21 protein-coding genes are annotated in these 25,315 nt (G+C 71.3%); 13 read left to right on the forward strand and 8 right to left on the reverse strand.

Annotation, left to right across the window (positions count from 1 at the left end):
- Positions 1 to 224 precede the first annotated feature (224 nt).
- The gene (gene kce, locus J2S22_RS09915; RefSeq protein ID WP_272777118.1) at positions 225 to 1,211 is read right to left on the reverse strand and encodes a 3,5-dioxohexanoate:acetyl-CoA acetone transferase; all 987 of its coding nucleotides are present in this window, start codon (positions 1,209 to 1,211) and stop codon (positions 225 to 227) included.
- A gap of 257 nt (positions 1,212 to 1,468) precedes the next feature.
- Here kce and J2S22_RS09920 point away from each other — a divergent pair, with 257 nt between their 5' ends.
- Positions 1,469 to 1,750 (forward strand): hypothetical protein, encoded by a 282-nt coding sequence (locus J2S22_RS09920; protein ID WP_272777119.1) that lies wholly within the window; start codon positions 1,469 to 1,471, stop codon positions 1,748 to 1,750.
- Positions 1,751 to 1,905: 155 nt separating this feature from the next.
- Here J2S22_RS09920 and J2S22_RS09925 read toward each other — a convergent pair whose 3' ends face one another.
- Positions 1,906 to 2,229 carry a hypothetical protein gene (locus J2S22_RS09925; RefSeq protein WP_272777120.1) on the reverse strand — a complete coding sequence of 108 codons (324 nt, stop codon included), beginning with the start codon at positions 2,227 to 2,229 and terminating at the stop codon, positions 1,906 to 1,908.
- A 324-nt stretch (positions 2,230 to 2,553) separates the two neighbouring features.
- On the opposite strand from J2S22_RS09925, the gene J2S22_RS09930 reads away from it, so the two are divergent.
- Positions 2,554 to 4,215, forward strand: coding sequence for a bifunctional diguanylate cyclase/phosphodiesterase (locus J2S22_RS09930; RefSeq protein WP_284700999.1), 1,662 nt, complete (start codon positions 2,554 to 2,556; stop codon positions 4,213 to 4,215).
- A gap of 102 nt (positions 4,216 to 4,317) precedes the next feature.
- Here J2S22_RS09930 and phaR read toward each other — a convergent pair whose 3' ends face one another.
- A complete protein-coding gene (phaR, locus tag J2S22_RS09935) occupies positions 4,318 to 4,929 on the reverse strand; it encodes a polyhydroxyalkanoate synthesis repressor PhaR (RefSeq protein WP_272777122.1) in 612 nt (203 codons plus the stop codon).
- Positions 4,930 to 5,440: 511 nt separating this feature from the next.
- On the opposite strand from phaR, the gene J2S22_RS09940 reads away from it, so the two are divergent.
- Complete coding sequence (locus J2S22_RS09940) at positions 5,441 to 6,616, forward strand: acetyl-CoA C-acetyltransferase (protein WP_272777123.1); 1,176 nt, start codon at positions 5,441 to 5,443, stop codon at positions 6,614 to 6,616.
- Between the two features lie 321 nt (positions 6,617 to 6,937).
- Positions 6,938 to 7,723 (forward strand): class I SAM-dependent methyltransferase, encoded by a 786-nt coding sequence (locus J2S22_RS09945; protein ID WP_272777124.1) that lies wholly within the window; start codon positions 6,938 to 6,940, stop codon positions 7,721 to 7,723.
- Positions 7,724 to 7,786: 63 nt separating this feature from the next.
- Here the strand turns inward: J2S22_RS09945 and J2S22_RS09950 are convergent, their stop codons facing one another.
- On the reverse strand, positions 7,787 to 8,506 hold the full coding sequence (locus J2S22_RS09950; protein WP_272777125.1) for a glutathione S-transferase: 720 nt from the start codon (positions 8,504 to 8,506) through the stop codon (positions 7,787 to 7,789).
- A gap of 349 nt (positions 8,507 to 8,855) precedes the next feature.
- On the opposite strand from J2S22_RS09950, the gene J2S22_RS09955 reads away from it, so the two are divergent.
- The 4 genes from J2S22_RS09955 to J2S22_RS09970 are packed head-to-tail and all read left to right on the forward strand — an operon-like array spanning position 8,856 to position 13,008.
- Positions 8,856 to 9,941: an efflux RND transporter periplasmic adaptor subunit gene (locus J2S22_RS09955; RefSeq protein ID WP_272777126.1), complete on the forward strand. Its 1,086-nt coding sequence runs from the start codon at positions 8,856 to 8,858 to the stop codon at positions 9,939 to 9,941.
- A 34-nt stretch (positions 9,942 to 9,975) separates the two neighbouring features.
- The gene (locus J2S22_RS09960; protein WP_272777127.1) at positions 9,976 to 10,671 is read left to right on the forward strand and encodes an ABC transporter ATP-binding protein; all 696 of its coding nucleotides are present in this window, start codon (positions 9,976 to 9,978) and stop codon (positions 10,669 to 10,671) included.
- A complete protein-coding gene (locus tag J2S22_RS09965) occupies positions 10,668 to 11,828 on the forward strand; it encodes an ABC transporter permease (RefSeq protein WP_272777128.1) in 1,161 nt (386 codons plus the stop codon). Before J2S22_RS09960 ends, J2S22_RS09965 begins: the two co-directional genes overlap by 4 nt.
- A gap of 1 nt (position 11,829) precedes the next feature.
- A complete protein-coding gene (locus J2S22_RS09970; RefSeq protein ID WP_272777129.1) occupies positions 11,830 to 13,008 on the forward strand; it encodes an ABC transporter permease in 1,179 nt (392 codons plus the stop codon).
- Positions 13,009 to 13,136: 128 nt separating this feature from the next.
- Here J2S22_RS09970 and J2S22_RS09975 read toward each other — a convergent pair whose 3' ends face one another.
- The 4 genes from J2S22_RS09975 to J2S22_RS09990 form a co-directional block, all read right to left on the reverse strand.
- Entirely contained in the window at positions 13,137 to 14,567 is a 1,431-nt protein-coding gene (locus J2S22_RS09975) for a homospermidine synthase (RefSeq protein ID WP_272777130.1), read from the reverse strand.
- Between the two features lie 128 nt (positions 14,568 to 14,695).
- Positions 14,696 to 15,268, reverse strand: coding sequence for a GNAT family N-acetyltransferase (locus J2S22_RS09980; protein ID WP_272777131.1), 573 nt, complete (start codon positions 15,266 to 15,268; stop codon positions 14,696 to 14,698).
- Between the two features lie 172 nt (positions 15,269 to 15,440).
- A complete protein-coding gene (locus tag J2S22_RS09985; protein ID WP_272777132.1) occupies positions 15,441 to 16,571 on the reverse strand; it encodes a type III PLP-dependent enzyme in 1,131 nt (376 codons plus the stop codon).
- Positions 16,572 to 17,146: 575 nt separating this feature from the next.
- Complete coding sequence (locus J2S22_RS09990; protein ID WP_272777133.1) at positions 17,147 to 17,407, reverse strand: hypothetical protein; 261 nt, start codon at positions 17,405 to 17,407, stop codon at positions 17,147 to 17,149.
- Between the two features lie 168 nt (positions 17,408 to 17,575).
- Between J2S22_RS09990 and J2S22_RS09995 the strand changes: the two genes are divergently transcribed.
- The 5 genes from J2S22_RS09995 (at position 17,576) to J2S22_RS10015 (ending at position 25,212) form a co-directional block, all read left to right on the forward strand.
- Positions 17,576 to 19,663, forward strand: a complete 2,088-nt coding sequence (locus tag J2S22_RS09995) for a M3 family metallopeptidase (protein WP_272777134.1) — start codon at positions 17,576 to 17,578, stop codon at positions 19,661 to 19,663.
- A gap of 248 nt (positions 19,664 to 19,911) precedes the next feature.
- On the forward strand, positions 19,912 to 21,501 hold the full coding sequence (locus J2S22_RS10000) for a gamma-glutamyltransferase family protein (RefSeq protein WP_272777135.1): 1,590 nt from the start codon (positions 19,912 to 19,914) through the stop codon (positions 21,499 to 21,501).
- A 310-nt stretch (positions 21,502 to 21,811) separates the two neighbouring features.
- On the forward strand, positions 21,812 to 22,474 hold the full coding sequence (locus J2S22_RS10005) for a DUF1007 family protein (RefSeq protein WP_272777136.1): 663 nt from the start codon (positions 21,812 to 21,814) through the stop codon (positions 22,472 to 22,474).
- 17 nt (positions 22,475 to 22,491) lie between these two features.
- Positions 22,492 to 23,883 (forward strand): nickel/cobalt transporter, encoded by a 1,392-nt coding sequence (locus tag J2S22_RS10010; protein WP_272777137.1) that lies wholly within the window; start codon positions 22,492 to 22,494, stop codon positions 23,881 to 23,883.
- A gap of 75 nt (positions 23,884 to 23,958) precedes the next feature.
- Positions 23,959 to 25,212, forward strand: a complete 1,254-nt coding sequence (locus J2S22_RS10015; protein ID WP_272777138.1) for an FAD-dependent oxidoreductase — start codon at positions 23,959 to 23,961, stop codon at positions 25,210 to 25,212.
- Positions 25,213 to 25,315: the final 103 nt, after the last annotated feature.

A 25,315-nucleotide genomic window follows, 5' to 3' on the forward strand; every position in this document is an offset into this window, starting at 1 on the left:
CGCACGATACGGGGGATCCCGCCGGGGGGCCAGCGGGAGATGGCCGCGCTCCGGTCGTCCCGCCCGGTCATTCGGGGGCGGCGCACTCGGGTCGGCGCTTCGCACCACCGCCCGAGCACAGGCTCCGCGCCTAACCCGGACTCCAACCGCGCGCTCCGAACCCATCGCTGGAGTCCGGATTCGAGCGCCTTTCGGCGCACCGCCCGCGGACCGACCAGGGGCTGTCAGAACCCGACCTTGTCGGCCCCCTTGAGCGCGAGAATCTGCCGCGCCTCGTCCGGCGTCGCGACCGCGAGGCCGAGGCCCTCGATGATCTGGCGCACCTTGGTCACCTGCTGGGCGTTGCTCTCGGCGAGCTGCCCGGGACCGATCCACAGCGAGTCCTCGAGCCCGACCCGGACATTTCCGCCGATCGCCGCGGCCGTCGCGGCGATCGGCATCTGGGCGCGGCCGGCCCCCAGAACGGACCACCGGTAGGTGTCGGGGCCGAGCAGCCGGTCGGCGGTCCGCCGCATCATCATGACGTCCTCGGGATGGGTGCCGATGCCGCCCAGGATGCCGAACACCGACTGCACGAACAGCGGCGGCTCGACAAGGCCGCGGTCGAGGCAGTGGGCCAGATTGTAGAGATGGCCGATGTCGTAGCACTCGAACTCGAACCGTGTGCCGGCGTCGCGGCAGGTCGCCAGCACGAACTCGATGTCCTTGAAGGTGTTGCGGAAGATCAGGTCGCGCGTGCCCTCCAGATAGGCCGCCTCCCAGTCGTGCCTGAAGGTCTTGAAGCGGTTCAGCATGGGGAACAGCGCGAAGTTGATCGAGCCCATGTTGAGGCTGGCGAGCTCCGGCTTGTGCACGGCCGCCGGCCGCACCCGCTCGGCCACCAGCATGGTGGGCGAGCCGCCCGTGGTGATGTTCACGATCGCGCCGCAGCCCGCCTTGATGGCGGGGAGGAACCGGGCGAACGCCTCCGGCGACTGATCCGGCCGGCCGGTCTCGGGATTGCGCGCGTGGAGATGGACGATGGCGGCGCCTGCCTGCGCCGCGCCGATCGCCGACTGCGCGATCTCCTCCGGCGTCACCGGCAGGTGGGGCGACATCGACGGCGTGTGGATGGCGCCCGTGATGGCGCAGGAGATGATGACCTTGCCCTTCGGTGCGGAGGTCTTCGGTGCGGTCCTGGTCGTGTCGCTGGCCGCGGTGCTGGCCGACATGCTGCGTGCCCCGTTTCCTTGGTTGCCGATGCGGGACCTCGAGATCCCGCCTCCCCGGTGTCGCGCGGCATCGTGCTGGTGGTCTTGTCGTGTGGGCCGCACGTCCAGGCTGCGAGCTTACATGGTTCGGCCGACCTGACCAGAGGCTGTGTGAGACGCGTCACACAAGCCCTCCCGCGACCTGAACCCGGCTTTTCGGGGTCGCGACACATGGACAATCGCGGCGGCCGCCGCGCCACCTCCGAAGGAGAGACACCATGTCGATCAAGACCAAGCTCGCCGCCGTCGCGCTCGCCGCCGTCACCGTCGCGGGCGGCATCGCCGCCGGCACCGGCGAAGCCGCCGCCAAGCCGAAGTTCGGCCCGGCGGTCGGGTTCGGCCTCGTCGCCGGCACCGCCATCGGCCTCGCCGCCGCCTCGTCCGCCTACGGCCATCCCTACGGCTACTACGGCTACGGCCCCGGCCCGGGCTGCCGCTGGGTGCCCGTCCACAACGCCTTCGGCCAGTACATCGGCTCCAAGAAGTATTGCGGCTGGTGATCCGCCGCGCCGCCTAGTGGGATCGGTCCGGCCGCTTCCCCATGGCCCCCTGACGCCGGCCCGATCCCCGAGGCCCGCCCGGCTCCCCGCCGGGCGGGCCGTTCGGGAGGCCGCATCCGGACGCACGGCCGCCGCGCGGAGAGGTGGGACGACGATCAGGCGGAGACGACCAGGCGACGCTGCGGCGGGGTGGCGCCGGCGGTCCGCTGGGTGGCGCCGTAGGCGGCCTGCGCCTCGTCGGGCGCGGCGCGGCGGAGCTCGCGGGTCTGCGGCAGGCCGCGATTGGTGGCGATGAGCTGGGCGACGAAGCCGGCGATGCCGCGGCCGGCCGGCCGCGGCGGCTCGGTGCGGGTCACCGGGACGAGGGCGCGCCCCGGCAGATCGGGCGCCGTCGCCGGACGGTCGGCCTCGACGTCGCCGCGGTCGCGGGCGTCCCGCAGCGCGGACTGGAAACGGGAGACGCTGTCGATCGGCCTCATCGTCGTGGTCCTGTTCCGAAACGAGACAGGGGTCTGTCACTCCCTTCGCCACGGCAACGCGCGTGCCGCCGCCCCGTGTCCTCGTCCCGGCGGCGGTCCGGCCAGGACGCCCGATCCGCCGCTCGCCGCGCATGTTAGCACTTGTTTAACCATTTCCCGATAGGCTGTCGCCCCACGCCGATCGTCCGTCCATCACCGAGAATCGATCCCGACGTGACCCGAATCGAGACGAACGCCTGCCCGCCGTCGGGATCCCGGGGTGCGGCCGCCGGTCCGGCGGCGTCCGAAATCTGTCCGCGCGCCCTCAACGCCTGCGACATCCTGATGTCGATCGGCGACGTCCCCTATGTGTGGGACATCGGCTCCGACCGGCTGAGCTGGGGCGCCAACGCCGCGGACGTGCTGGGCGTGACCAACCTCGCGGCGATCGCCACCGGTCGCGGCTTCGCCGGCCTGCTCGCTCCCGACAACGCCGAGACGCGGTTCGACGCGGTGATGCGGTCGGGCGCCAGCGACGGCGGCGCCGGCGTGCCGTTCTCGGTGCAGTACGCGCTCGCGACGCCCGGCCGGCCCGACGAGCCCCTGTGGATCGAGGACGTCGGCCGCTGGTTCGCCGGCAGCCGCGGCGAGCCGTCGCGGGTGCACGGCATCGTCCGCGTCATCACCGAGCGGCGCGCCCGCGAGGAGCGGCTCGCCTATCTGTCCCGCTTCGACGACCTCACCGGCGAGATGAACCGCTGGCACATGACCGAGGTGCTCGCCACGACCGTCGAGGAGACGGTGCGGTACCGCAGCTCCTGCGGCTTCCTGCTGCTCGCCATCGACAATGTCGGCCGCATCAACGAGGCCTACGGCTACGAGGTCGCCGACGACGTGATCGCGGCGGTGGCGCGGCGCATCCGCGCCCGCCTGCGGGCCGGCGACCACCTGGGCCGCTTCTCCGGCAACAAGTTCGGCATCATCCTCAAGCAGTGCACGCCCGACGACATCAAGGTGGCGGCCGAGCGGCTGCTCGCCGGCGTGCGCGACGGCGTGGTGGAGACCAACGCCGGCCCGGTCGCCGTGACGGCGTCGGTCGGCGGCGTCACGGTGCCGCGTCACGCCCGCTCGGTGCACGACGTTCTGGCGCGCTCCAAGGAGGCGCTGGACATCGCCCAGTCGAAGCGCAGCGGCTCGTTCCACGGCTACCAGCCGAACGTCGAGCGCGACGCGCTGCGCCGCGCCAGCGTGCGCACCTCGGACGAGATCATCACGGCGCTCAACGACCGCCGCATCCGCATCGCCTTCGAGCCGGTGGTGCGAACCGGCACGCGCGCGCCCGCCTTTCACGAGTGCCTGATGCGCATCCACCGGGCCGACGGCGGCACTGTCGCGGCCGGCGAGGTGGTGCCGATCGCCGAGCGGCTCGGCCTGATCCGGCTCCTCGACCATCGCATGCTCGAGCTGGTGCTCGACGCGCTGCGGCGAACCCCGCAGCTCGTCGCCAGCGTCAACGTTTCGCCCGCCTCGACCAGCGATCCGGACTGGTGGGAGGCGCTCGCCGCCGGCCTGCGCGGCCGGCCGGAGCTCGCCCGGCGCCTCGTCGTCGAAATCACCGAGACGGCGGCGATCCAGGACATCGACGAGACGCGCGGCTTCGTGGCCCGCGCCAAGGATCTCGGCTGCCGCGTCGCCATCGACGACTTCGGCGCCGGCTACACGTCGTTCCGCAACCTGCGCAAGCTCGGCGTCGACATCGTCAAGATCGACGGCGCCTTCGTGCAGAACATCACCCGCTCGGAGGACGACCGCGCCTTCGTGCAGACCTTCCTGGATCTGGCGCACCGCCTGCGTCTGGAGACGGTCGCCGAATGGGTGCAGGACGAGGAGGGCGCGGCGCTGCTCGCCGCCTGGGGCTGCGACTACCTGCAGGGCCGCCTGATCGGCCTCGCCCGCCCCGAGCCGCCGTGGCCGCAGACGGCGCCGTGCGGCGCGGCGGCGGGGTGACGCGGCGACGGTTCAGTCACCACGTCTCTGATCGGGAGTTCCGCAGACGCGTTCGGTGGCGCGGAGCGGCGTGACAGCGCCGCTCACGGACCACGGTCGGGATCAGCTCCCGCTGCCGCCGGCGGCCTTGTCCTTGTCGGCCTCGCTGAGCCGCTCGAGGCGCTTCTGCATGTCTTCGAGCTGACGCCGCAGCGCGTCGATCTCGCCCGGCTGCGCCTCGGTCTTCTCGGCGGGCTTCTCGCCCTCGCCGTTCTCGTCGCGACGGGCGAACGGCGTGAACATGGTGAAGGCGCGCTGGAACATCTCCATGTTCCGTCGCACCTGATCCTCCATGGTGCCGAAGCCGCCGACGCCCCACGCCTGGGTCATCTGCTCGCGGAACTTCGACTGCTCGCGCGAGAACAGGTCGAGCGAGCTCTCCAGATAACGCGGCACCAGCATCTGCATGCTGTCGCCGTAGAACCGGATGAGCTGACGCAGGAACGTGATCGGCAGGAGGTTCTGGCCCTGCTTGCCTTCCTGCTCGAAGATGATCTGGGTGAGCACCGAGCGCGTGATGTCCTCGCCCGTCTTGGCGTCGTAGACGACGAAGTCTTCGCCGGACTTGAGCATGCCGGCGAGGTCCTCGAGCGTGACGTACGTGCTCGTACCGGTGTTGTAGAGGCGCCGATTGGCGTATTTTTTGATGATAACCGGGGCTTCGGGCTTTGCCATGACGCTTTCGCTCTGCAACTGGGATGTCCGATGAGGATCTCGGTGCGAACGTGTTCGTGCGCGGACGCTGTTTGCGCTTGCCCCAAAATGAACTCGGGGTCCAAAAAATAGGCGAAATCTTCGGCGTCGGCTACCGTTTTGTGTGAGCACCCGCAAAATCGGCGGAGGCCGGCTTCGCCCGTCTGCACGGCGTGCGCCGTCTGGTCGGGTCGGCGGCCGAGGCCGGCTGCCGGCAACGGGCGCCGCGGGATCACGCCGCGGAACCATGCCGGGCCGGTGCCGCGGGCTCCTGCGTCCGGATCGACCCGAGGCGGTCGGTCGTCTTGAACGATTGTCGAGGTGAGAGCCGCTGTGCCAAGCTCGTCGCCGACCGGTCGCCGGAGTGGTCCGGAGACCGTCGCAGATAACCGATAATCGAGGTCACGAGAGAACGGGGCCCGCGACACCACGCGGCGCGCAGGGCGAGGTCGTCCCCGCGGCCGTCCAAACGGAAACCAGGGAGCTTTCGAACATGGCAGAGGACATCGTCATCGTCGGCGCGGCGCGCACGGCGGTCGGCAACTTCAACGGTGCGTTCAGCACGCTCTCGGCGCACGATCTGGGCAAGATCGCCATCCAGGCGGCGCTGGAGCGCGCCAAGGTCGATCCGAAGGACGTGTCCGAGGTCATCATCGGCCAGATCCTGGTCGCCGGGCAGGGCCAGAACCCGGCCCGCCAGGCCTCGATCAACGCCGGCATTCCGGTCGAGGCGCCGGCCTGGGGCATCAACCAGCTGTGCGGCTCGGGCCTTCGCTCGGTCGCGCTCGGCGCCCAGCAGCTGCTCGACGGCAGCGCCGGGATCGTCGTGGCGGGCGGCCAGGAGTCGATGACGCAGGCCCCGCATTTCGCCTATCTGCGCAACGGCGTGAAGATGGGCAGCCTCGAGCTCGTCGACACCATGCTGCGCGACGGGCTCACCGACGCCTTCCACGGCTACCACATGGGCGTCACGGCCGAGAACGTCGCCAAGCGGTGGCAGATCACCAAGCAGGAGCAGGACGAGTTCGCGGTCGGCTCGCAGAACAAGGCCGAGGCGGCCCAGAAGGCCGGCCGCTTCAAGGACGAGATCGTGCCGGTCACGATCAAGTCCCGGAAGGGCGACACCGTCGTCGACACCGACGAGTTCCCGCGCCACGGTGCCACCATCGAGCAGATGGCCAAGGTGCGGCCGGCCTTCGACAAGGAGGGCAGCGTCACCGCGGCCAACGCCTCGGGCATCAACGACGGCGCCGCCATGGTGGTGCTGATGCGCCGCAGCGACGCCGAGAAGGGCGGCCACCCGATCCTCGCCCGCATCGTCTCCTGGGCGCATGCCGGCGTCGACCCGGCCGTGATGGGCACGGGCCCGATCCCGGCCACCCGCAAGGCGCTGGAGAAGGCCGGCTGGCGGCACGAGGACCTCGACCTCGTCGAGGCCAACGAGGCGTTCGCGGCGCAGGCGCTGGCGGTCAACAAGGACCTCGGCTGGGACACCTCCAAGGTCAACGTCAACGGCGGCGCCATCGCGCTCGGCCATCCGATCGGCGCCTCGGGCACGCGCGTCCTGGTGACGCTGCTGCACGAGATGGCCAAGCGCGACGCCAAGAAGGGCCTCGCCACGCTGTGCATCGGCGGCGGCATGGGCATCGCCATGTGCGTCGAGCGCTGAGGCGCGACGCCCGACCTCTGCGCGGGGGCGGCGAACCCGCCCCCGCCCACCCGACACCGGCCGCCCGGGGACGACACCGGCCGGCCCGGCAAAGAACGACCGGGCGGGCCCGAACGCGACCGGGCGGGCCCGAACGCAAATCGTCACCGTCCGGGTGATCTCGATTTGCGTTCGGGCCCGCTCTGACGTTTGATCGCCGCGTCGCCTCGGCGGCCGGCGACCGGCCGGACGCCGGACGGCGTCCGCGGACGGGGCGCGCGCCGTCGCCCCGACGGCCGACCCGCCGGCCTGCCGGTCCGCACGCCTCGGCCGGGTCGCCCGATGCACGAAGTCCAAGTCGCCAAGTCCATGTCGCTCGACGTCGTCGATCTGCGCAATTTCTACGGCCAGCACCTCGGGACGGTGGCGCGACGCTTCATCAGCCGGGGCATCCGGGTCCGCTGGGCCGACACCCACGGGCAGCGGGTGCTCGGCATCGGCTATCCGACCCCGTATCTCGGCCTGTTCCGCGAGCACGCGGAACGCTGCCTCGCCTTCATGCCGGCCCAGCAGGGCGTGATCCGCTGGCCGACCGCCCGGCCCACGCTCGCCGCGCTGGTGGACGAGTACGACCTGCCGCTCACCGACGCCGCCGTCGACCGCGTGCTGCTCGTCCACGCCCTGGAGATGGCCGAGGACGGGCTGTCGCTGCTGCGCGAGGTGTGGCGCGTGCTGGCGCCGAGCGGCCGCATCCTGGTCGTGATCCCCAACCGGCGCGGCCTGTGGGCCCGCATGGACACGACGCCGTTCGGCTACGGCCGGCCCTACTCGCGCTCCCAGATCGTCCATTTGTTGCGTGAATCCTCGTTCACCCCGACCTCCTGGGGCGAGGCGCTGTACATGCCGCCGATCGGCCGGCGCTGGTTCATGCGCTCGGCGGTCGCCTGGGAGCGCACCGGCGCGACGCTCTCGGCGCCGTTCGCCGGCGTCCACATCGTCGAGGCGACCAAGCAGGTCTACCGGGCCGCCCCGGCGCGGCGCGAGAAGCGCCGCCTGGTGCCGAGCCTCGAGCCGGCGCTCGAGCCGGTCCCGGGCGCGGTGGCGCGCTGGGCCGTAGGACGCCGGTGAACGCCGCGAATTGCGCCGCTCCGACCGTGAGATGGCGGCGCAATTCGTTTCACCCGTTGCGCCCTAAGGGTCGAGCTCCGGGTAGCGCCGGAAGATGCCCATCTGGTTGAACGGGATCCGACGCTCCGAGGCGAGATAGGCCGCGATCGCGGGGCGGTCGGCGACGCGGTCCCGCAGGGCGACGACGCGCGGCACCTTGCGCTCCAGCCGCTTCGTCGCCTTCGGGAAGGCGAAGCGCAGGCCTTCCAGCACCTGGAACAGCGACAGGTCCGCATAGGTGAGGCTGCGGCCGGCGAGCCACGGCCCGCCGCCGCGCTCCAGGATCGTCTCGAACCAGCCCAGATACTTCTGCATCCGTTCGGCGCGGAAGCTCTCGGCGCGGCGCGCCGCCGCCTCCCTCTGGTCCTCGTAATAGAGGCTCGACGCGATCGGGTGATGGGTGTCGTGCGCCTCGGTCACCAGATCCGCGATGGTGAGCTGGATCTGATGCACCCACAGGCGGCCCGACTCGGTCTTCGGCGACAGGCCGTGGCGCTCCCCCAGGAAGACCAGGATCGCCGCCGTCTGGCCGATCAGCAGCCGGCCGCTCTTCAGGAAGGGCGGGGCGAAGGGCGGGTGCGGCACGCTGTCGCCGTCGAGGAGCGCCATCATGGCCGGCACTCCGCCGTCCGGCTCCGGAGCGCGGGCGACGTCGACATAGGGCACGCCCGCCTCCTCGAGCGCCAGGCGGACGAACTCGCCGCGCCCCTGGATCGTCGGCCAGTAATACAGCTCGTAGCTCATCGATCCTCCCGCGGCCCGAACAGGGCTGCCGCTCCGCGTCAACGCCGCCGCGACGCGAGCGTTCGGCGGCGGCCGCCGGCCCCGAACCGGCCGGGCAGCGCCGTTCAGGATGTCGCCGAAAAGTCGACCATCCGCCGGTCACGATGTTGCGCTACTGCGGTTGCGGCCGTATCTCAGGGCCATCAGGGCCAATCGTCCCGATCGGACAGGTCCGGCGCCGCGTTCCGGCCGTATCCCGACGACGAGACGCCAGACGACGAAACGCGAGACTTGCAGGGTGGCGCGAGACGCGACGTCATCCGCGGCGCGCATGCCGCGGGTCGCGGAGCGAACGATGGACGACCGGAGGATGGACGACCGCACGAAGCTGCTGCATTCGCTGGCGATCGACCGGAGCGCGGCTCCGGCCGTGCCGCGCCGGCGCGTGTGGCCCGTGCTGGTCGGCGGCGTCGTGGTCGGACTCGCGGCCGCGGCCGCCGTGTACGCCGTCCTGCCGCGCGACACCGGCACGCCGCGCCCGCCGGAGGCCGTGGCCGACGCGACGGTGCCGAGCCCCCCTGCCCCGGCGACGGTCGGCCAGTCTGCGGCGCCGGCCCCGGCCGCCCGCCCGGCCTCCGGCCTCGCCGCCTCCGGTTACGTGGTGGCGCGCCGCAAGGCGACGGTCGCGGCCGAGATCACCGGCAAGGTGACCGAGGTTCTGGTCGAGGAGGGCATGGTGGTCGAGGCCGGCCAGCCGGTCGCCAAGATCGACTCGACGCTCGCCGAAACCGACCTCGCGCTCGCCCGCTCCAGGGTCGAGGCCGCCGAGGCCGCGGTCGGCGCGGTCAGCGCCGACCTGCGCGACGCCGAGCGCATCTTCGGCCGCGTCCAGAGCCTGTCGAAGCGCGACTTCGCCACCGAGGCCGACCTCACCCGCACCGAGGCGCGCGTCAACGTGCTGCGCGCCCAACTCACCCAGTCCAAGGCGCAGCTCGACGCGGCGCGGCTGGAGGCGCGGCGCTACGGCGAGGTGCTCGACAAGCACAGCGTCAAGGCGCCATTCGGCGGCGTCGTCGTCGACCGCAGCGCCCAGCCGGGCGAGATGATCTCGCCGATGTCGGCGGGCGGCAGCTTCACCCGCACCGGCATCTGCACCATCGTCGACATGGATTCGATCGAGGTGGAGGTCGACGTCAACGAGGCCTTCATCGGCCGCGTCCAGAAGGGTGGCGCCGTGCGGGCCGTGCTCGACGCCTATCCGGACTGGACGATTCCGGCCTATGTGATCGCCATCGTGCCGACCGCCAACCGCGAGAAGGCGACCGTCAAGGTGCGCATCGGGCTCGCCGGCAAGGATCCGCGCGTCCTGCCCGACATGGCCGTCAAGGTGACGTTCGTCGAGGCCGAGACGGCGGCCGCCGCCACGCCCGAGCGCGCCTCGGCCGCGGCCCGATAAGAACCGTCCGAAGCACAGCGGAGCGAATTCGTCGATGTCCGACATGCCCCTCGTCCGTCTCGCCGGCGTCAGCAAAGGCTTCGTCAAGGGCAGGGACGCCATCGCCATCTTCGAGCGGCTCGACCTCGCGATTCCGGAGGGCGACTTCGTCGCCGTGATGGGGCCGTCGGGGTCCGGCAAGTCGACGCTCCTGAACCTGCTCGGCGGCATCGACCGGCCCGACGCCGGCGAGGTGCACGTCGCCGGCTCGCGCATCGACACGCTGTCGGAAGGCCAGCTGTCGCAGTGGCGCGCCGCCAACATCGGCTTCGTGTTCCAGTTCTACAATCTGATGCCAATGCTCAGCGCCGCCCAGAACGTCGAGCTGCCGCTGCTGCTGACCCGGCTCGGCAAGGCCGAGCGCCGCAGGCACGTCGAGACGGCGCTGGCGATCGTCAACCTGGCCGACCGGGCCAAGCACTATCCGCGCGAGATGTCGGGCGGCCAGCAGCAGCGCGTCGCCATCGCCCGCGCCATCGTCTCGGATCCAAAGCTGCTGCTCTGCGACGAGCCGACCGGCGACCTCGACCGCACCTCGGCCGACGAGATCCTCGGCATGCTGAAGGTCCTCAACCGCGACCTCGGCAAGACCATCGTGATGGTGACGCACGATCCGGCCGCCGCGCGCTTCGCCAGGCGCACCCTCCACCTCGACAAAGGACATTTCGAGGAGAAGGAGCTGGCGGCGTGAACGATTTCCTGCTGATCCGCAAGAACCTGTTCCGCAAGAAGCTGCGGGCGATCCTGATGATCGTCTCGATCCTGATCGCCTTCGCGATCTTCGGCGTGCTGGCGGCGTTCGAGCGGGCCTTCAACGCCGGCGAGGACGTCTCCGAGGCCGATCGTCTTGTGGTCGTCAACAAGATCAACTTCACCCAGCCGCTGCCGATCGCCTACTTCAACCGCATCGCCGCCGTGGAGGGCGTCAGGCAGGTCACCTTCGCCAACTGGTTCGGCGGCTACTATCAGGATCCGAAGAACTTCGTGATCGTGATGGCGGTCGAGCCCGAGACCTATCTGAAGATCAGCTCGACCGACTTCGCCTTCACGCCCGAGATGTCGCAGGCCTTCGTGCGCAACCGCACCGGTGCGCTGGTCGGCCGGGCGCTGGCCGAGCGGTGGGGCTGGAAGCTCGGCGACCGCGTCCCGATCTCGTCGAGCATCTTCTCGCAGAAGAACGGCTCGCACACCTGGGACGTCACCGTGGTCGGCATCTTCGACAAGGCGAAGCCGCAGGGCGACACCAACCTGATGTTCATCCAGTACCCGTATTTCGACGAGACCCGCTCGTTCGGCAAGGACACGATCGGCTGGCTGCTGCTGAAGACCGAATCGCCGGCCGTCAACGACCGCGTCATCAAGACCATCGACGCGATGTTCGCCAACTCGTCCTGGGAGACCGCGACCGACACCGAGAAGGCCTTCAACAAGGCGTTCGTGGCGCAGCTCGGCAACGTGGCGCTGATCGTCACCCTGGTGGTCGGCGCCGCCTTCGTCACCATCCTGATGATCGTCGGCAACACCATGGTGATGGCGGTGCGCGAGCGCACCCGCGAGATCGCCGTGCTCAAGACGCTCGGCTTCTCGGGAGGGCGGGTGCTGCGGATGGTGCTCGGCGAGACGCTGCTGCTCGCCGTGATCGGCGGCACGCTGGGCCTCGCCCTGGCGACGCTGTTCACCTTCGCGATGCGCAACACGCTCGCCATGTTCGTGCCGGGCCTGCAGATGAGCCCCGGCATCGTGCTGACGGCGTTCGGCTTCATGATCCTGCTCGGGCTGGCGACCGGCCTCGTTCCGGCCCTGAACGCCTTCCGGCTGCGGATCGCCGAGGCGATGGGGCGCGGCTGACATGCTCAAGCAGATCACCGCCGTCACGCTCATCAACCTGAAGAGCATCCCGCAGCGCTTCTGGCTGTCGCTGTCGACCGTGGTCGCCGTCGCGCTGGTCGTGATGGTGCTGCTGTCGTTCCTCGCCATGTCGGCCGGCTTCCGCCGGACGCTGGCGAGCTCGGGGGCCGACGACGTCGCCATCGCGCTGCGCGCCGGCGCCCGGGCCGAGCTCAACAGCGTCATCGCGCGCGACCAGGTGCGCCTGCTGGAGGACGCGCCGGGCGTCGCCCGCGACGCCCAGGGCAGGCCGCTCGCCTCGGCCGAGCTCTACCTGGTGGTCGACGGCATCAAGCGCACCACCGGCACCAAGGCGAACCTGCCGCTGCGCGGCATCGGCGAGGCCGGCGCCGCGATCCGCAAGGGCATCCGGCTGGTCGAGGGCCGCATGTTCGCGCCGGGCAGCAACGAGGTGGTGGTCGGCAAGAGCCTGCTGCGCGAGTTCCAGGGCTTCGAGCTCGGCCAGACGGTGAAGTTCGGCACCGGCCGGTGGACCGTGGTCGGCGTCTTCGAGGCGGACGGCAGCGTGTTCGAGTCGGAGATCTGGGCCGATCTTCCGGTCGTGCAGAGCCTGTTCAACCGCCCCAACACGTTCCAGATTCTGCGCGCCCGGCTCACCGGGCCGGAGGCGCTGGCGCAGCTGAAGGCCTACAACGATGGCGATCCGCGGCTGAAGCTCGACGTCAAGTCGGAGCAGGAATACTTCTCCGAGCAGTCGTCGCAGACCTCCGACCTGATCCAGAAGCTCGGCTGGCCGCTCGCCATCGCGATGGCGTTCGGGGCGCTCGCCGGCGCGCTCAACACCATGTACTCGTCGGTGGCCTCCCGCTCGGTCGAGATCGCCACGCTGCGCGCCATCGGCTTCGGCGGCTTTCCGGCCTTCGTCGGCACGCTGGTCGAGTCGCTGCTGCTCGCCGGCGTCGGCGGCGTCATCGGTGCGGTCGCGACCTGGCTGATCTTCGACGGCTTCTCGGCGGCGACGCTGGGCGCGAGCTTCACCCAGATCGTGTTCAGCTTCCGGCTCACCCCGGCCCTGATCGGCCAGGGCGTCGCGCTGGCCCTGATCGTCGGCCTGATCGGCGGCCTCCTGCCGGCGATCCGGGCCGCCCGCATGCCGATCGTCCAGGGGCTGCAGGGCTAATTCTCTCCGTCGTTCCGGGGCGCGGGCTGCAAGCCCGGGAACCCGGAATCCAACCCCGCCCGCGGAGTTCGCCGCTGGATTCCGGGTTCGAGTGCCTTCGGCACTCGCCCCGGAATGACCAGCTTCGCTCACCCCACCAGCACGTTCCTGAACTGCCAGGGATCGGTCTCGTCGATGTCCTCGGGGAAGAAGCCCGGGCGGCCGGTGAGCGGGGTCCAGTCCGTGTAGGTGCCGATCACCGGGCCGAGATAGGGGCGCTGCACCTCGAGACAGCGGCGGAAGTCCATGTCGTCGGCCTCGACGATGCCGGCCTCCGGATTCTCCAGCGCCCACACCATGCCGGCCAGCACCGCCGAGGTGACCTGCAGGCCGGTGGCGTTCTGGTACGGCGCCAGCTCGCGGGTCTCGTCGATGGAGAGCTGCGAGCCGTACCAATAGGCGTTCCTGGCGTGCCCGTAGAGCAGCACGCCGAGCTCGTCGATGCCGTCGACGATCTCGTTCTCGTCGAGAATGTGGATCTTGTCCTGCCGCTTGCCGGCGGCGCCGAACATCTCGTGCAGCGACAGCACGGCGTCGTTGGCCGGGTGATAGGCGTAGTGGCAGGTCGGCCGGTAGACGACCTCGGCGCCGTCCCGCACCGTCAGATAGTCGGCGATCGAGATCGACTCGTTGTGCGTCACCAGGAAGCCGTACTGGGCCTGCGCGGTCGGCGTCCACGAGCGCACCCGCGTGTTGGCGCCCGGCTGCAGCAGATAGATGGCGGCGCCGCAGCCGGTGTCGTGGGTGCGGCCGTTCTGCGGCATCCAGGTCTCGTGCGTGCCCCAGCCGAGCTCGGCCGGCTGCATGCCCTCCGACACGAAGCCTTCGACCGACCAGGTGTTGACGAAGACGTTCTGCGGCTTGGGGTGCTTGGCCCGCTGGGTGTCGCGCTCGGCGATGTGGATGCCCTTCACGCCCAGCCGCTGGGCCAGGCGGCCCCAGCCGTCGCGGGTGGTCGGCACCATCGTCTCGACGCCGGTGTCGCGGGCGATGTCGAGCAGCGCCTGCTTGACGAACCACGACACCATGCCGGGATTGGCGCCGCAGCACGACACCGCCGTGATGCCACCGGGACTGCGACGGCGCGCCTCCAGCACGCGCTCGCGCAGCATGTAGTTCGAACGCGCGGCCGGGCTCGCCGACTTGTCGAAATAGAGGCCCGGCCACGGCTCGGCGACGGTGTCGATGTAGAAGCAGCCGAGCTCGCGGCAGAGCTCCATGATGGCGACCGACGAGGTGTCGACCGAGAGGTTCACGCAGAAGCCGCGGCCGCCGCCCTTGGTCAGCAGCGGCGGCAGCAGCTCACGATAGTTGTCGCGCGTCACCGCCTCGTGGACGAAGCGGATGCCGCGCTCGTCGAGCAGGCGGCGGTCGGCGTCGCTCGGGTCGATCACGACCATGCGCGACTTGTCGAACTGAAAATGCCGCTCGATCAGCGGCAGGGTTCCCTTCCCGATCGAGCCGAACCCGATCATGACGATCGGTCCGTCGATTCGGGCGTGCACGGGCCAGGTGGTCATCGCGGGTGCTCCGAAACAGAAGTGGATGGAAGACGGGACGGCGCGGCGTGCTCACCGGCCCCTGGAAGCAAGGCGAGGAGCACGCCGCAAAATGGCGCGCCCCCGTGAACGACAAACGACGGCAAAGATCAAGCCGCCCGCGGCAGCGGCAGACCGGTCACGCCGGCGGGGCGGCGAACCGCCCTCCTCGCGGCCCCGGCCGGGAGCCGCTGCGTCACCGTCCCGGCGGCGCCGGCCAGGGCGCCCGGCACGAGCTCGCGGGCGAGCAGCCGCGGCTCGGGACCGTTCGGCATCCCCAGGCCCGCCGTGACCGCGGCCGAAAAACCGAAGCGCGCGTAGTAGGGCGCGTCGCCGACCAGCAGCACGGCGGCGTGGCCGCGCCGCGTGGCCTCGGCGAGCGCATGCCGCATCAGCGCGGCGCCGATGCCTTCGCCCTGGCGGTCCGGGTCGACGGCGAGCGGCCCGAGCAGCAGCCCGTCGCGGCCGCCGGCGGACACCGGCCACAGCCGCACCGTGCCGACGAGACGCTCGCGTCCGTCCGGACCGGACGCGACCGCGACCAGCGCCAGGCCGGCCGCCGGCAGGTTGCCGGCACGCAGGCGCTCGGAGCCCTTGGTGAAGCGGCACGGACCCATGGCCCGGTCGAGCAGAGCCTCGCGGGCCGGCACGTCGGCCGGCCGCTCGGGACGAATCGTGATCATGGCAGCATCCCCCGCCACTGAAAGCGTGCCCGGCCAAGGTTCCGGGCAGGGACCGGCAAAACGCAGGCCGTCATGGCCGGGCTTGTCCCGGCCATCCACGTTTTCGGGTGAGACGGACGTTGCGCGTGGGTGCCCGGGACCAGCCCGGGCATGACGAGTCAGAGACGCTGACTCAGATGTGGTACGTCTTCAGCGGCGCGAAGCCGTTGAACGCCACGGCCGAGTAGGTCGACGTGTACGCCCCGGTCCCCTCGATCAGCAGCTTGTCGCCGATCTCCAGGCTGACCGGGAGCGGGTACGGGTTCTTCTCGTACATCACGTCGGCCGAATCGCAGGTCGGGCCGGCGAGGACGCAGTCGCTCACCGCGTCGCCGTCCCGCGGGGTGCGGATCGGGTAGCGGATCGCCTCGTCCATGGTCTCGGCGAGGCCGCCGAACTTGCCGATGTCCAGATAGACCCAGCGCAGCTCGTCCTTCTCGCTCTTGGTCGAGACCAGCACGACCTCGGCCTCGATCACGCCGGCATTGCCGACCATGCCGCGGCCCGGCTCGATGATGGTCTCCGGGATGGCGTTGCCGAAGTGCTTGCACAGCGCCCGGAAGATCGCCCGGCCGTAGCTCTCCACCATGGGCACCTTCTTCAGGTACTTGGTGGGGAAGCCGCCGCCCATGTTGACCATCGACAGCGTGATGCCGCGCTCGGCGCACTCGCGGAAGATCCGCCCGGCCGACTTCAGGGCACGGTCCCACGAGCGCACGTTGCGCTGCTGCGAGCCGACATGGAACGACACGCCGTAAGGCTCCAGCCCGAGCCGGTGGGCGTGCTCGAGCACGTCCACGGCCATCTCCGGATCGCAGCCGAACTTCCGCGACAGCGGCCACTCGGCGCCGGCGCAGTCGTACAGGAAGCGGCAGAACACGCGCGAGCCCGGCGCGGCGCGCGCGACCTTCTCGACCTCGGCCTTGCAGTCGACCGCGAACATGCGAATGCCGAGCGCATGGGCGCGCGCGATGTCGCGCTCCTTCTTGATCGTGTTGCCGAAGGAGACGCGCTCCGGCGCGGCGCCGGCCGCGAGCGCCATCTCGATCTCGGCGACCGAGGCGGTGTCGAAGCAGGAGCCCAGCGAGGCGAGCAGCGACAGCACCTCCGGGGCCGGGTTCGCCTTCACGGCGTAGAACACCCGGGTGTCCGGCAGGGCATGGGCGAAGGCGAGATAGTTCTCGCGCACGACGTCGAGATCGACGACGAGGCACGGACCGTCCTCGCGGCGACGGCGCAGAAACTCGCGGATGCGCTCGGTCATGGCGCTCTCCCCAACAGGCTAGGTGGAGGCCGGCGAACGGCCTCGCGGTGAGTGCGGCCGGAGACGCCTCCACGACCACGCGCGATGGGGACGCGTGCGTCGTGAACGGCTCTTCGACCGTCCGTGCTGCCTTGGATTGGAAAGGGGAGGCCCCGATCCGCACGCCCGGCAATGATGAACAAGCCTCTTCGGCGCCCTGGCCGGCGGTGGAATGCCGGCAGGACCAAAAAAGCCCGCTCCGTCGTTGCTTTAAGCCGCGTCCCCCGCTGAGGACGGGGTGCGCCGGTTTCGCCTCCGGCTGTCGATCAAGTGTTTCGGAGCTCAGGCAATCGGCGATCTCGCGATCGTTCCGATCTCGCTCCGGGCGGCTGTCCGGCCTCTTGTCCGGATGCCCACCGATCGACACACGGCCACAGGCACGTGCGAAATTGGGCAAGGGTCACTTAAGCGATTTGATCCGGGGGTGCAAGACGTTTGAGTCCCGACGGGACCGTCTCGACCGATAAAAATTTCCGGAAACGTTGGCGACCTTTTAACGCCGACTCACAGGGCCGGCACGGCGGTCGCTGTGCCGCTCAGCCGCGCGTCGTGAACGGCTCGACCTTCCGGCTCATGCGTACGAACTGCACCATCACGGCGACGCCGGCCAGCATCAGGATCCCCTGCAGGCCCCAGGCGCCGTACTCGCCGAGGCCGAGCAGATTGGCGACCGCCCAGCCGCCCGCGAAGGCGGCGCCGAACACCTCGGCCCCGATCAGCAGCGCGGCGCCGAGCACGGTGGAGACGTTCGACCAGGCGATGCGGCGGGAGGCGGGCTTGGAGACGGTGTCGAGCACGGACGGATCCTCGTTCTTCGGCGCGGACTCTCCACGAAAGCCCGCCCGGGTCAAGTCGGCGGGGCGACGCGGCGGCGCTGGCACGCCCCGCGGCCGACCCTATATTGCCCTGGACACGCCGCGGCGCCCGGCTCCGGCGGCAACGCGAAACCCTCGGTCCGGTTCACCATGACAGCTCCGACGCTCCCCACGCCCGCGACCACCCCGGCCGGCGGTGCCGACAACCCGCTGCTCGCCGCCTGGACGACCCCGTTCGAGGCGCCGCCCTTCGCGGCGATCCGGCCGGAGCATTTCGAGCCGGCCTTCGACGCGGCACTGGCCGAGCACCGCGCCGAGATCGACCGGATCGCCACCGACCCGGCCGAGCCGACCTTCGAGAACACCATCGCGGCGATGGAGCGCAGCGGGCGGACCCTGAGCAGGGTCTCGGCCGTGTTCCACGTGCTGGCCGGCGCCCACACCAACGACGCCCTGCTGGCGCTGGAGCGCTCGCTGTCGCCGACGCTCGCCGCCCATGCCAACGCCATCCGCACGGACGGCCGGCTGTGGGCGCGAATCACCGCGCTCGGCGACGGCCACGGCCTGCCGCCCGAGGACGCGCGGGTGCTGGAGCGCTACCGGCTGACCTTCCGCCGCTCCGGCGCCGGCCTCGACGCGGCCGCCAAGGCGCGGCTCGCCGAGATCACGACGCGGCTCGCGACCCTCGGCACCACCTTCAGCCAGAACGTGCTGGCCGACGAGCAGTCCTGGGTTCTGCTGCTGGACGAGGCGGATCTGGCCGGCCTCTCCGCCTCCGCCCGCGAGGAGGCCAAGGCCGCGGCGGCCGAGCGCGGCCACGCGGGCAAGTACGCCGTCACGCTGGCCCGTTCGAGCGTCGAGGGGTTCCTGCGCGCCGCCGAGCGGCGCGATCTGCGCGAGCAGGCCTTCAGGGCCTGGGCGGCGCGCGGCGAATCGGGCGGGCCGACCGACAACATCGCCGTGATCGCCGAGACGGTGCGGCTGCGGGCCGAGCGGGCGCGGCTGCTCGGCTACGACAGCTTCGCCGCCTTCCGGCTGGAGGACGCGATGGCGAAGACCCCGGAGGCGGTGCGAACCCTGCTCGACCGGGTGTGGACGCCGGCGCGGGCCCGGGCGCTCGCCGACCGCGACGCCATGCAGGAGATGATCCGCCAGGAGGGCGGCAACTTCCCGCTCGCCGCCTGGGACTGGCGCTTCTACGCCGAGAAGCTGCGCAAGGCGCGCTACGGCATCGACGAGGACGAGGTGCGCCCCTATCTGCCGCTGGAGCGGATGATCGCCGCCGCCTTCGACACCGCGACGCGGCTGTTCGGGCTCGGCTTCGCCGAGCGGACGGACGTTCCGGTCTGGCATCCCGACGTGCGGGCGTGGGAGGTGACGGGCCCGGCCGGGCAGAAGGTCGGCCTGTTCTTCGGCGACTACTTCGCCCGCAGTTCCAAGCGCTCGGGGGCGTGGATGACGTCGCTGCGCAAGCAGGAGAAGCTCGACGGCGCGGTGCTGCCGCTCATCGTCAACGTGATGAACTTCGCCAAGCCCGCCCCCGGCGAGCCGGCGCTGCTCTCCTTCGACGACGCCCGCACCCTGTTCCACGAGTTCGGCCACGCCCTGCACGGCCTGCTCTCCGACGTCACCTGGCCGACCATCTCGGGGACGAGCGTCGCCACCGACTTCGTCGAGCTGCCGTCGCAGCTCTACGAGCACTGGATGGAGCATCCCTCCGTGCTGAAGGGCTTCGCCCGCCACGCCGCGACGGGCGAGCCGATGCCGGACGACCTGATCGCCCGCCTCGCCCGCGCCCGCACGTTCGGCCAGGGATTCGCCACGGTCGAGTACGTCGCCTCGGCCCTGGTCGACCTCGACCTGCACGTGCTGTCGCCCGAGCAGGCGGAGGCCGTCGACCCCAAGGCGTTCGAGCGCGCCTCGCTCGGGCGCATCGGCATGCCCGACGAGATCGTGATGCGGCACCGCACCCCGCACTTCACCCATGTGTTCTCGGGCGGCGGCTACGCGGCGGCCTATTACAGCTACATGTGGTCGGAGGTGCTGGACGCCGACGCCTTCGCGGCCTTCGAGGAGACCGGCGACGTGTTCGATCCGGGCGTCGCGAAGAGGCTGAAGGACTTCGTCTACGCCGCCGGCGGCGCCCGCGACCCCGCCGACGCCTACGTCGCCTTCCGGGGCCGCCTTCCCGAGGTGGACGCGCTGCTGAAGAAGCGCGGACTCGTCGAGGCGGCGTGAGGGGGCGGACGTGGACCGGCAGCCCGGATTCTGAATCGTCGTGCCCGGCCTTGTGCCGGGCATCCACGATTGAAAAGCTCTCGGCATCGAGCACGTGGATGGCCAACGGTGCCGGCCCGACGACCGCCGGTTTATGACCGGGCATTTCGCATTCCGAAATCCCGGGGCGCGCCGCGACCGTCCGCGGGCTCGCACCGGGATCGCGAGGCTGATAAAACCCCGCCTCCCGTCATCGCGTCACGAGCCTCATGCCCCTCCACACCGCCGGACATCGCCGCGGCGTCGCCGCCGCTCCCCACCATGCCGCCGCCGAGGCGGGACGCGCCGTGCTGGCCGACGGCGGCAACGCCCTGGAGGCGATGGTCGCGATGGCGGCCATGATCGTTTCCGTCTACCCGCACATGACCCATGTGGGCGGCGACGGGTTCTGGCTGGTGCACGAGCCGTCCGGAAAGGTCCGGGCCCTGATGGCGCCGGGACCGGCCGGCAGCCGCGCCCGGATCGAGCTCTATCGCGAGCACGAGGCGATCCCGACCCGCGGGCCGCTCGCCGCCCTGACCGTGCCGGGGGCCGTGTCGGGCTGGGCGCTGGCCCTGGAGGCGGCAAAGGCGCTCGGCGGCCGGGCGCCGCTCGACGTGCTGCTCGCACCGGCCATCAAGGCCGCCCGCGAGGGCTACGTGGTCAGCCCCAGCCAGGCGGCCCTGACCGCCACCCATGTCGACGACCTGACGAAGGCCCCCGGCTTCGCCGAGGTGTTCCTCGCCGGCGACAAGCCGCCGGAAGCCGGCGCGACGATGCGCCAGGCCGCGCTGGCGCAGACGCTCGACCACCTCGCCCACGCCGGCCTCGACGACTTCTATCGCGGCGACGTCGGCCGCGAGATCGCCGCCGATCTCGACCGCATCGGCAGCCCGGTGACCCGGGCGGACCTCGCGGCGCAGCGCGCCTATGTCGCCGCCCCCTTGTCGACGCCCTTGTCGGTCGGCACCGCCTACAACGCCCCGCCGCCGACGCAAGGCTTAGCATCGCTGATGATTCTCGCGCTGTTCGATCGCCTGCGGGTCACCGAGGCCGAGAGCTTCGAGCACGTGCACGGGATCGTCGAGGCGACCAAGCGCGCCTTCATCGCCCGCGACCGGGTCGTCACCGACCCCGACCGGCTGCCGGTGCCGGCCGAATCGCTTCTCGATCCGAAGCGCCTCGACGCCGAGGCGGCCAGGGTCGATCCACGCCGCGCGGCGCCGTGGCCGCACCGGGGCGACAAGGGCGACACCATCTGGATGGGCGCGGCGGATTCGAGCGGCCTCGTCGTCTCCTACATCCAGTCGATCTACTGGGAGTTCGGCTCCGGCTGCGTGCTGCCGAAGACCGGCGTGCTGATGCAGAACCGCGGCGCCAGCTTCTCGCTCGACCCGAAGGCGCTGCGGGCGCTCGCCCCCGGCCGGCGGCCGTTCCACACCCTCAATCCGGCGCTGGCCGTGCTGAAGGACGGGCGGGTGATGGCCTACGGCACCATGGGAGGCGACGGCCAGCCGCAGACCCAGGCGGCCGTCTTCACCCGCCACGTGATGTTCCGCCAGGACCTCGCCCGGGCGCTCGACGCCCCGCGCTGGCTGCTCGGCCGCACCTGGGGAGCGGCCCGCGACAATCTCCGGCTCGAGCCGCGCTTCCCCGACCGCCTGGTCGACCGGCTCCTCTCGGCCGGCCACGAGGTCGAACTGGTTCCGGAGCCCTACTCGGTCACGATGGGCCATGCCGGCGCCGTCGTGATGCACCCGGGCGGCAGCATCGAAGGCGGTCACGACCCGCGCGCGGACGGCGGCGCGGCGGGAGCCTGAGGCGGCGCGCCGATCCCCGGCCTGCCCGGAATCGGTTTCTCGGAGTGCCGAAGTCGACTGAAGCCGACCTCGGTGCGCCGAGCCGGGGACCCACGCCCTGTCCGTCGTGAGTCACCCCGACCGGGGGTAGGATTCCGGGCCCACGCACGCGCCCCGGAACGACCGGGCATCAGAAGACCCCGCCCCCGGCGAAATAAAACCGACGTAATGGGCCAGTAAGCTCCAGCCTTCCTTCCGCCCCAGTCCCCGCTATGGTCTGATGGCTTCACAACGCGTACTGCCGTCGAATCAGGACGCCGAGGGCTCCCGCATGACGAACCGTTCGACCGCGAGGCTGCGCGGCCTCGCCGTGCTGCTCGCCCTCGCGGCGTGCCTGCTGCTGCCCCGCGGCGCGCTCGCGCATCCCCATGTCTGGGTGGTGATGAAGAGCGAGCTGGTCTACGGCCCGGACGGCTCCGTCACCGGCGTCCGGCACGCCTGGACCTTCGACGACATGTTCTCGACCTACGCGACCCAGGGCCTCGAGTCGAAGCAGAAGGGCGTCTTCACCCGCGAGGAGCTGAAGGACCTCGCCGAGGTGAACGTCACGTCGCTGAAGGAGTACGACTTCTTCACCTACGCCAAGCTCGACGGCAGGACCTCGCCGTTCAAGGACCCGACCGACTACTGGCTGGAGTTCAAGGACTCCATGCTGACCCTGCACTTCACCCTGCCGCTGAAGACGCCGGCCAAGGCCAAGGGCATCGATCTCGAAGTGTACGACCCGAGCTATTTCGTCGACTTCTCGTTCGCCGACGGCGCCGACCCGGTCGCCCTGAAGAACCCGCCCGGCGCCTGCAAGGTGGCGGTGAGCAAGCCGACCGACGGCGACGCGACCGCCAAGCTGCAGTCGCTCGGCGAGGCGGCGTTCGGGCAGGACAACGCACGATTCGGCCAGCTCTTCGCCAACAAGGTCTCGGTTCGCTGCCCATGAACACGTCGAGGTCGACGATGCGCCCGCGCCCCCTCCGGACCGCGGGGCTCGTCCTCGCGGGTCTGTCGGTCCTGATCCTCGCCGTGGCGGCCGGGATCGACGTCGCCCTGGCGCAGGGAACGCCGTTCGGCGTGCCGCGCCCGCCCTCGCCGCCGCCGGCCCCCGCCGCCGACGGCTTCGTCGGCTGGATCCTCGCCGAGCAGGCGCGCTTCTACCGCTCGCTCTCCGGCCTCGTGCGGGCCGCCCGGCAGGACGGCACCGCCGTGTGGAGCCTTCTCGGCGTGTCGTTCCTCTACGGCATCTTCCACGCCGCCGGCCCCGGCCACGGCAAGGCGGTGATCTCGTCCTACATGATCGCGAACGAGGAGACCTGGAAGCGCGGCGTCGTGCTCTCCTTCGCCTCGGCACTGCTGCAGGCGCTGGTCGCCGTCGCCGTGGTGGCGGTCGCGGCCGTCGCCCTCAACGCCACCGCCAAGACCATGAACGAGGCGGTGCGCTGGATCGAGATCGTCAGCTACGCCCTGATCGCCCTGGTCGGCGCCCGGCTGGTGTGGGTCAAGGGCCGCGGCTTTCTCCGCGCGCTGACCGATCTCCGCGCCGCCCGCACCGGGACGGCCGTGGCGAGCCCGGCACTGGCGCCGGCGGCTCCGGTGGCGGCTGCGGCGGTGCCCCCGACCACCGTGGCGGCCGCACGCGAGCCGGCCCTCGCCGGCCTCGTCCATGCCGGCCGTGCGCACGGGCACGATCATCATGCTCACCAGGCCGGTCATGCTCACCACGAGCACGCGCACGGCGCCTGCGGCTGCGGCCACGATCATCACGATCATCACGATCATCACGAGCATCACGAGCATCCTGATCATCACCACGATCACGGGAGCGCGGCGGCGGCGCATCGGCACGACGCCGTGGTGACGGCCCCGGCCGGCGGCGGCCACGCCCATCACGACCACGCCCATGATCACGACCACGGCCATGGTCACGGTCATGATCACCACGGCCACGCCCACGACCATGTCCACGGGCCCGACTGCGGCTGCGCCCATGGCCCGGACCCGAAGGATCTGGCCGGTCCCGGCGGCTGGTCGCGCGGCCTCGCCGCCATCGTGGCGGTCGGCCTGCGGCCCTGCTCGGGCGCCATCCTGGTGCTGGTCTTCGCTCTCGCCCAGGGCCTGTTCTGGGCCGGCGTCGGCGCCGCCTTCGCCATGGGGCTCGGCACCGCCATCACGGTCGCCGCCATCGCCACCGTCGCGGTGGGCGCCAGGGCGGCGGCGGCCCGCCTCGTCCAGCACCGCAGCGGCGGCGGCGCCGTCCTCCTGCGCGGCCTGGAGGTGGTGGCGGCCTGCGGCGTGCTCCTGTTCGGCGTCGCACTGCTGGCCGGCTACATGGTGACCGAGCGGATGATCTGAGCGGCCGGCGCAGCCGCGCCGGCCCGTCGCGTATCCCTGCGTGCTGCCTGCGGTCGGACCCCGGGAGGAGCGCGGATGGCGAACGATCCGGCCGAGACGGCGATCGAGGCGACCTGCTGCGTGGTCGGCGGCGGACCGGCCGGGATGATGCTCGGCGTGCTGCTGGCGCGTGCCGGCCTCGACGTGATGGTGCTGGAGAAGCACGCCGACTTCCTGCGCGATTTCCGCGGCGACACCATCCACCCCTCGACGCTCGAGCTGATGCACGAGCTCGGCATCCTCGACGACCTCCTGAAGCAGCCCTACGTCCCGGCGCCGACCATCGGGGGCGACATCGCCGGCACCACCGTGACGGTGGCGGACTTCCGCCATCTGCCGGTGCGGTGCGGATTCGTCGCCTTCATGCCGCAATGGGACTTCCTGAACTTCATGGCCGCCTACGGGGCGCGCTTCCCGGGCTTCCGGCTGAAGATGCGGCACGAGGCGACCGATCTGGTCGAGGAGGCCGGCCGCGTCGCCGGGGTGCGGGCATCGTCGCCCGACGGGCCGGTGACGATCCGGGCCGATCTCGTCGTCGCCTGCGACGGCCGGCACTCGACGCTGCGGGCGCGGGCCGGCTTCGCCGTCACCGACATCGGCGCCCCCATGGATGTGATGTGGTTCCGGCTGCCGCGCCGGCCGGACGACGTCGCCGAGAGCCTCGGCGTGTTCGTCCCCGGCGGGATGCTGGTCACCATCGACCGGGGCGACTACTGGCAATGCGCCTATGTGATCCCCAAGGGCTCGGCCGACACGCTGCGGGCCGCCGGCCTGCCGGCCTTCCGGGCCGGCGTGGCGCGGATCAAGCCGGCCTTCGCCAACCGGGTCGAGGCGATCGCCGACTGGGACGCCGTCAAGCTGCTCACCGTCACGGTCGACCGGCTGCCGCGCTGGCACCGGCCGGGGCTGCTGTGCATCGGCGACGCCGCCCACGCGATGTCGCCGATCGGCGGCGTCGGCATCAATCTCGCCGTCCAGGACGCGGTCGCCGCCGCCAACATCCTGGCCGCACCGCTCGCCGAGCGGCGAGCCGACGACGCCGTGCTGGCGCGCGTGCAGGCGCGGCGCGAATGGCCGACCGTGGTGACGCAGCGGCTGCAGGTGCTGATCCAGAACCGGGTGGTCGCCCGCGTGCTCGGCGCCACCGAGGCGCTGTCGGTGCCGCTGCCGCTGCGCCTGCTGCAATGGTTTCCGCCGCTGCGCCGGCTGCCGGCCCGGCTCATCGGCATGGGCGTCCGGCCCGAGCACATCGCGACGCCGGAGGCGCCGCGGCCCGCGCCGGCGCGGTGACGGCCCGGCGTCCGCCCGGCCCGCGCGCGATCCGCGCGACACTGTTTCCGGGTGATCCGCTCGGCGTCATTCCGGGGCGCGGCGAAGCCGCGAACCCGGAATC

The sequence above is a fragment of the Rhodoplanes tepidamans genome (assembly GCF_030813915.1).
GTDB lineage: Bacteria > Pseudomonadota > Alphaproteobacteria > Rhizobiales > Xanthobacteraceae > Rhodoplanes > Rhodoplanes tepidamans.

Bases quoted from the DNA above. Each gene is read 5' to 3' on its own strand.
- kce (WP_272777118.1), bottom strand. From the start codon at position 1,211: ATGTCGGCCAGCACCGCGGCCAGCGACACGACCAGGACCGCACCGAAG.
- J2S22_RS09920 (WP_272777119.1), top strand. From the start codon at position 1,469: ATGTCGATCAAGACCAAGCTCGCCGCCGTCGCGCTCGCCGCCGTCACC.
- J2S22_RS09925 (WP_272777120.1), bottom strand. From the start codon at position 2,229: ATGAGGCCGATCGACAGCGTCTCCCGTTTCCAGTCCGCGCTGCGGGAC.
- J2S22_RS09930 (WP_284700999.1), top strand. From the start codon at position 2,554: ATGTCGATCGGCGACGTCCCCTATGTGTGGGACATCGGCTCCGACCGG.
- phaR (WP_272777122.1), bottom strand. From the start codon at position 4,929: ATGGCAAAGCCCGAAGCCCCGGTTATCATCAAAAAATACGCCAATCGG.
- J2S22_RS09940 (WP_272777123.1), top strand. From the start codon at position 5,441: ATGGCAGAGGACATCGTCATCGTCGGCGCGGCGCGCACGGCGGTCGGC.
- J2S22_RS09945 (WP_272777124.1), top strand. From the start codon at position 6,938: ATGCACGAAGTCCAAGTCGCCAAGTCCATGTCGCTCGACGTCGTCGAT.
- J2S22_RS09950 (WP_272777125.1), bottom strand. From the start codon at position 8,506: ATGAGCTACGAGCTGTATTACTGGCCGACGATCCAGGGGCGCGGCGAG.
- J2S22_RS09955 (WP_272777126.1), top strand. From the start codon at position 8,856: ATGGACGACCGCACGAAGCTGCTGCATTCGCTGGCGATCGACCGGAGC.
- J2S22_RS09960 (WP_272777127.1), top strand. From the start codon at position 9,976: ATGTCCGACATGCCCCTCGTCCGTCTCGCCGGCGTCAGCAAAGGCTTC.
- J2S22_RS09970 (WP_272777129.1), top strand. From the start codon at position 11,830: ATGCTCAAGCAGATCACCGCCGTCACGCTCATCAACCTGAAGAGCATC.
- J2S22_RS09975 (WP_272777130.1), bottom strand. From the start codon at position 14,567: ATGACCACCTGGCCCGTGCACGCCCGAATCGACGGACCGATCGTCATG.
- J2S22_RS09980 (WP_272777131.1), bottom strand. From the start codon at position 15,268: ATGATCACGATTCGTCCCGAGCGGCCGGCCGACGTGCCGGCCCGCGAG.
- J2S22_RS09985 (WP_272777132.1), bottom strand. From the start codon at position 16,571: ATGACCGAGCGCATCCGCGAGTTTCTGCGCCGTCGCCGCGAGGACGGT.
- J2S22_RS09995 (WP_272777134.1), top strand. From the start codon at position 17,576: ATGACAGCTCCGACGCTCCCCACGCCCGCGACCACCCCGGCCGGCGGT.
- J2S22_RS10000 (WP_272777135.1), top strand. From the start codon at position 19,912: ATGCCCCTCCACACCGCCGGACATCGCCGCGGCGTCGCCGCCGCTCCC.
- J2S22_RS10005 (WP_272777136.1), top strand. From the start codon at position 21,812: ATGACGAACCGTTCGACCGCGAGGCTGCGCGGCCTCGCCGTGCTGCTC.
- J2S22_RS10010 (WP_272777137.1), top strand. From the start codon at position 22,492: ATGCGCCCGCGCCCCCTCCGGACCGCGGGGCTCGTCCTCGCGGGTCTG.
- J2S22_RS10015 (WP_272777138.1), top strand. From the start codon at position 23,959: ATGGCGAACGATCCGGCCGAGACGGCGATCGAGGCGACCTGCTGCGTG.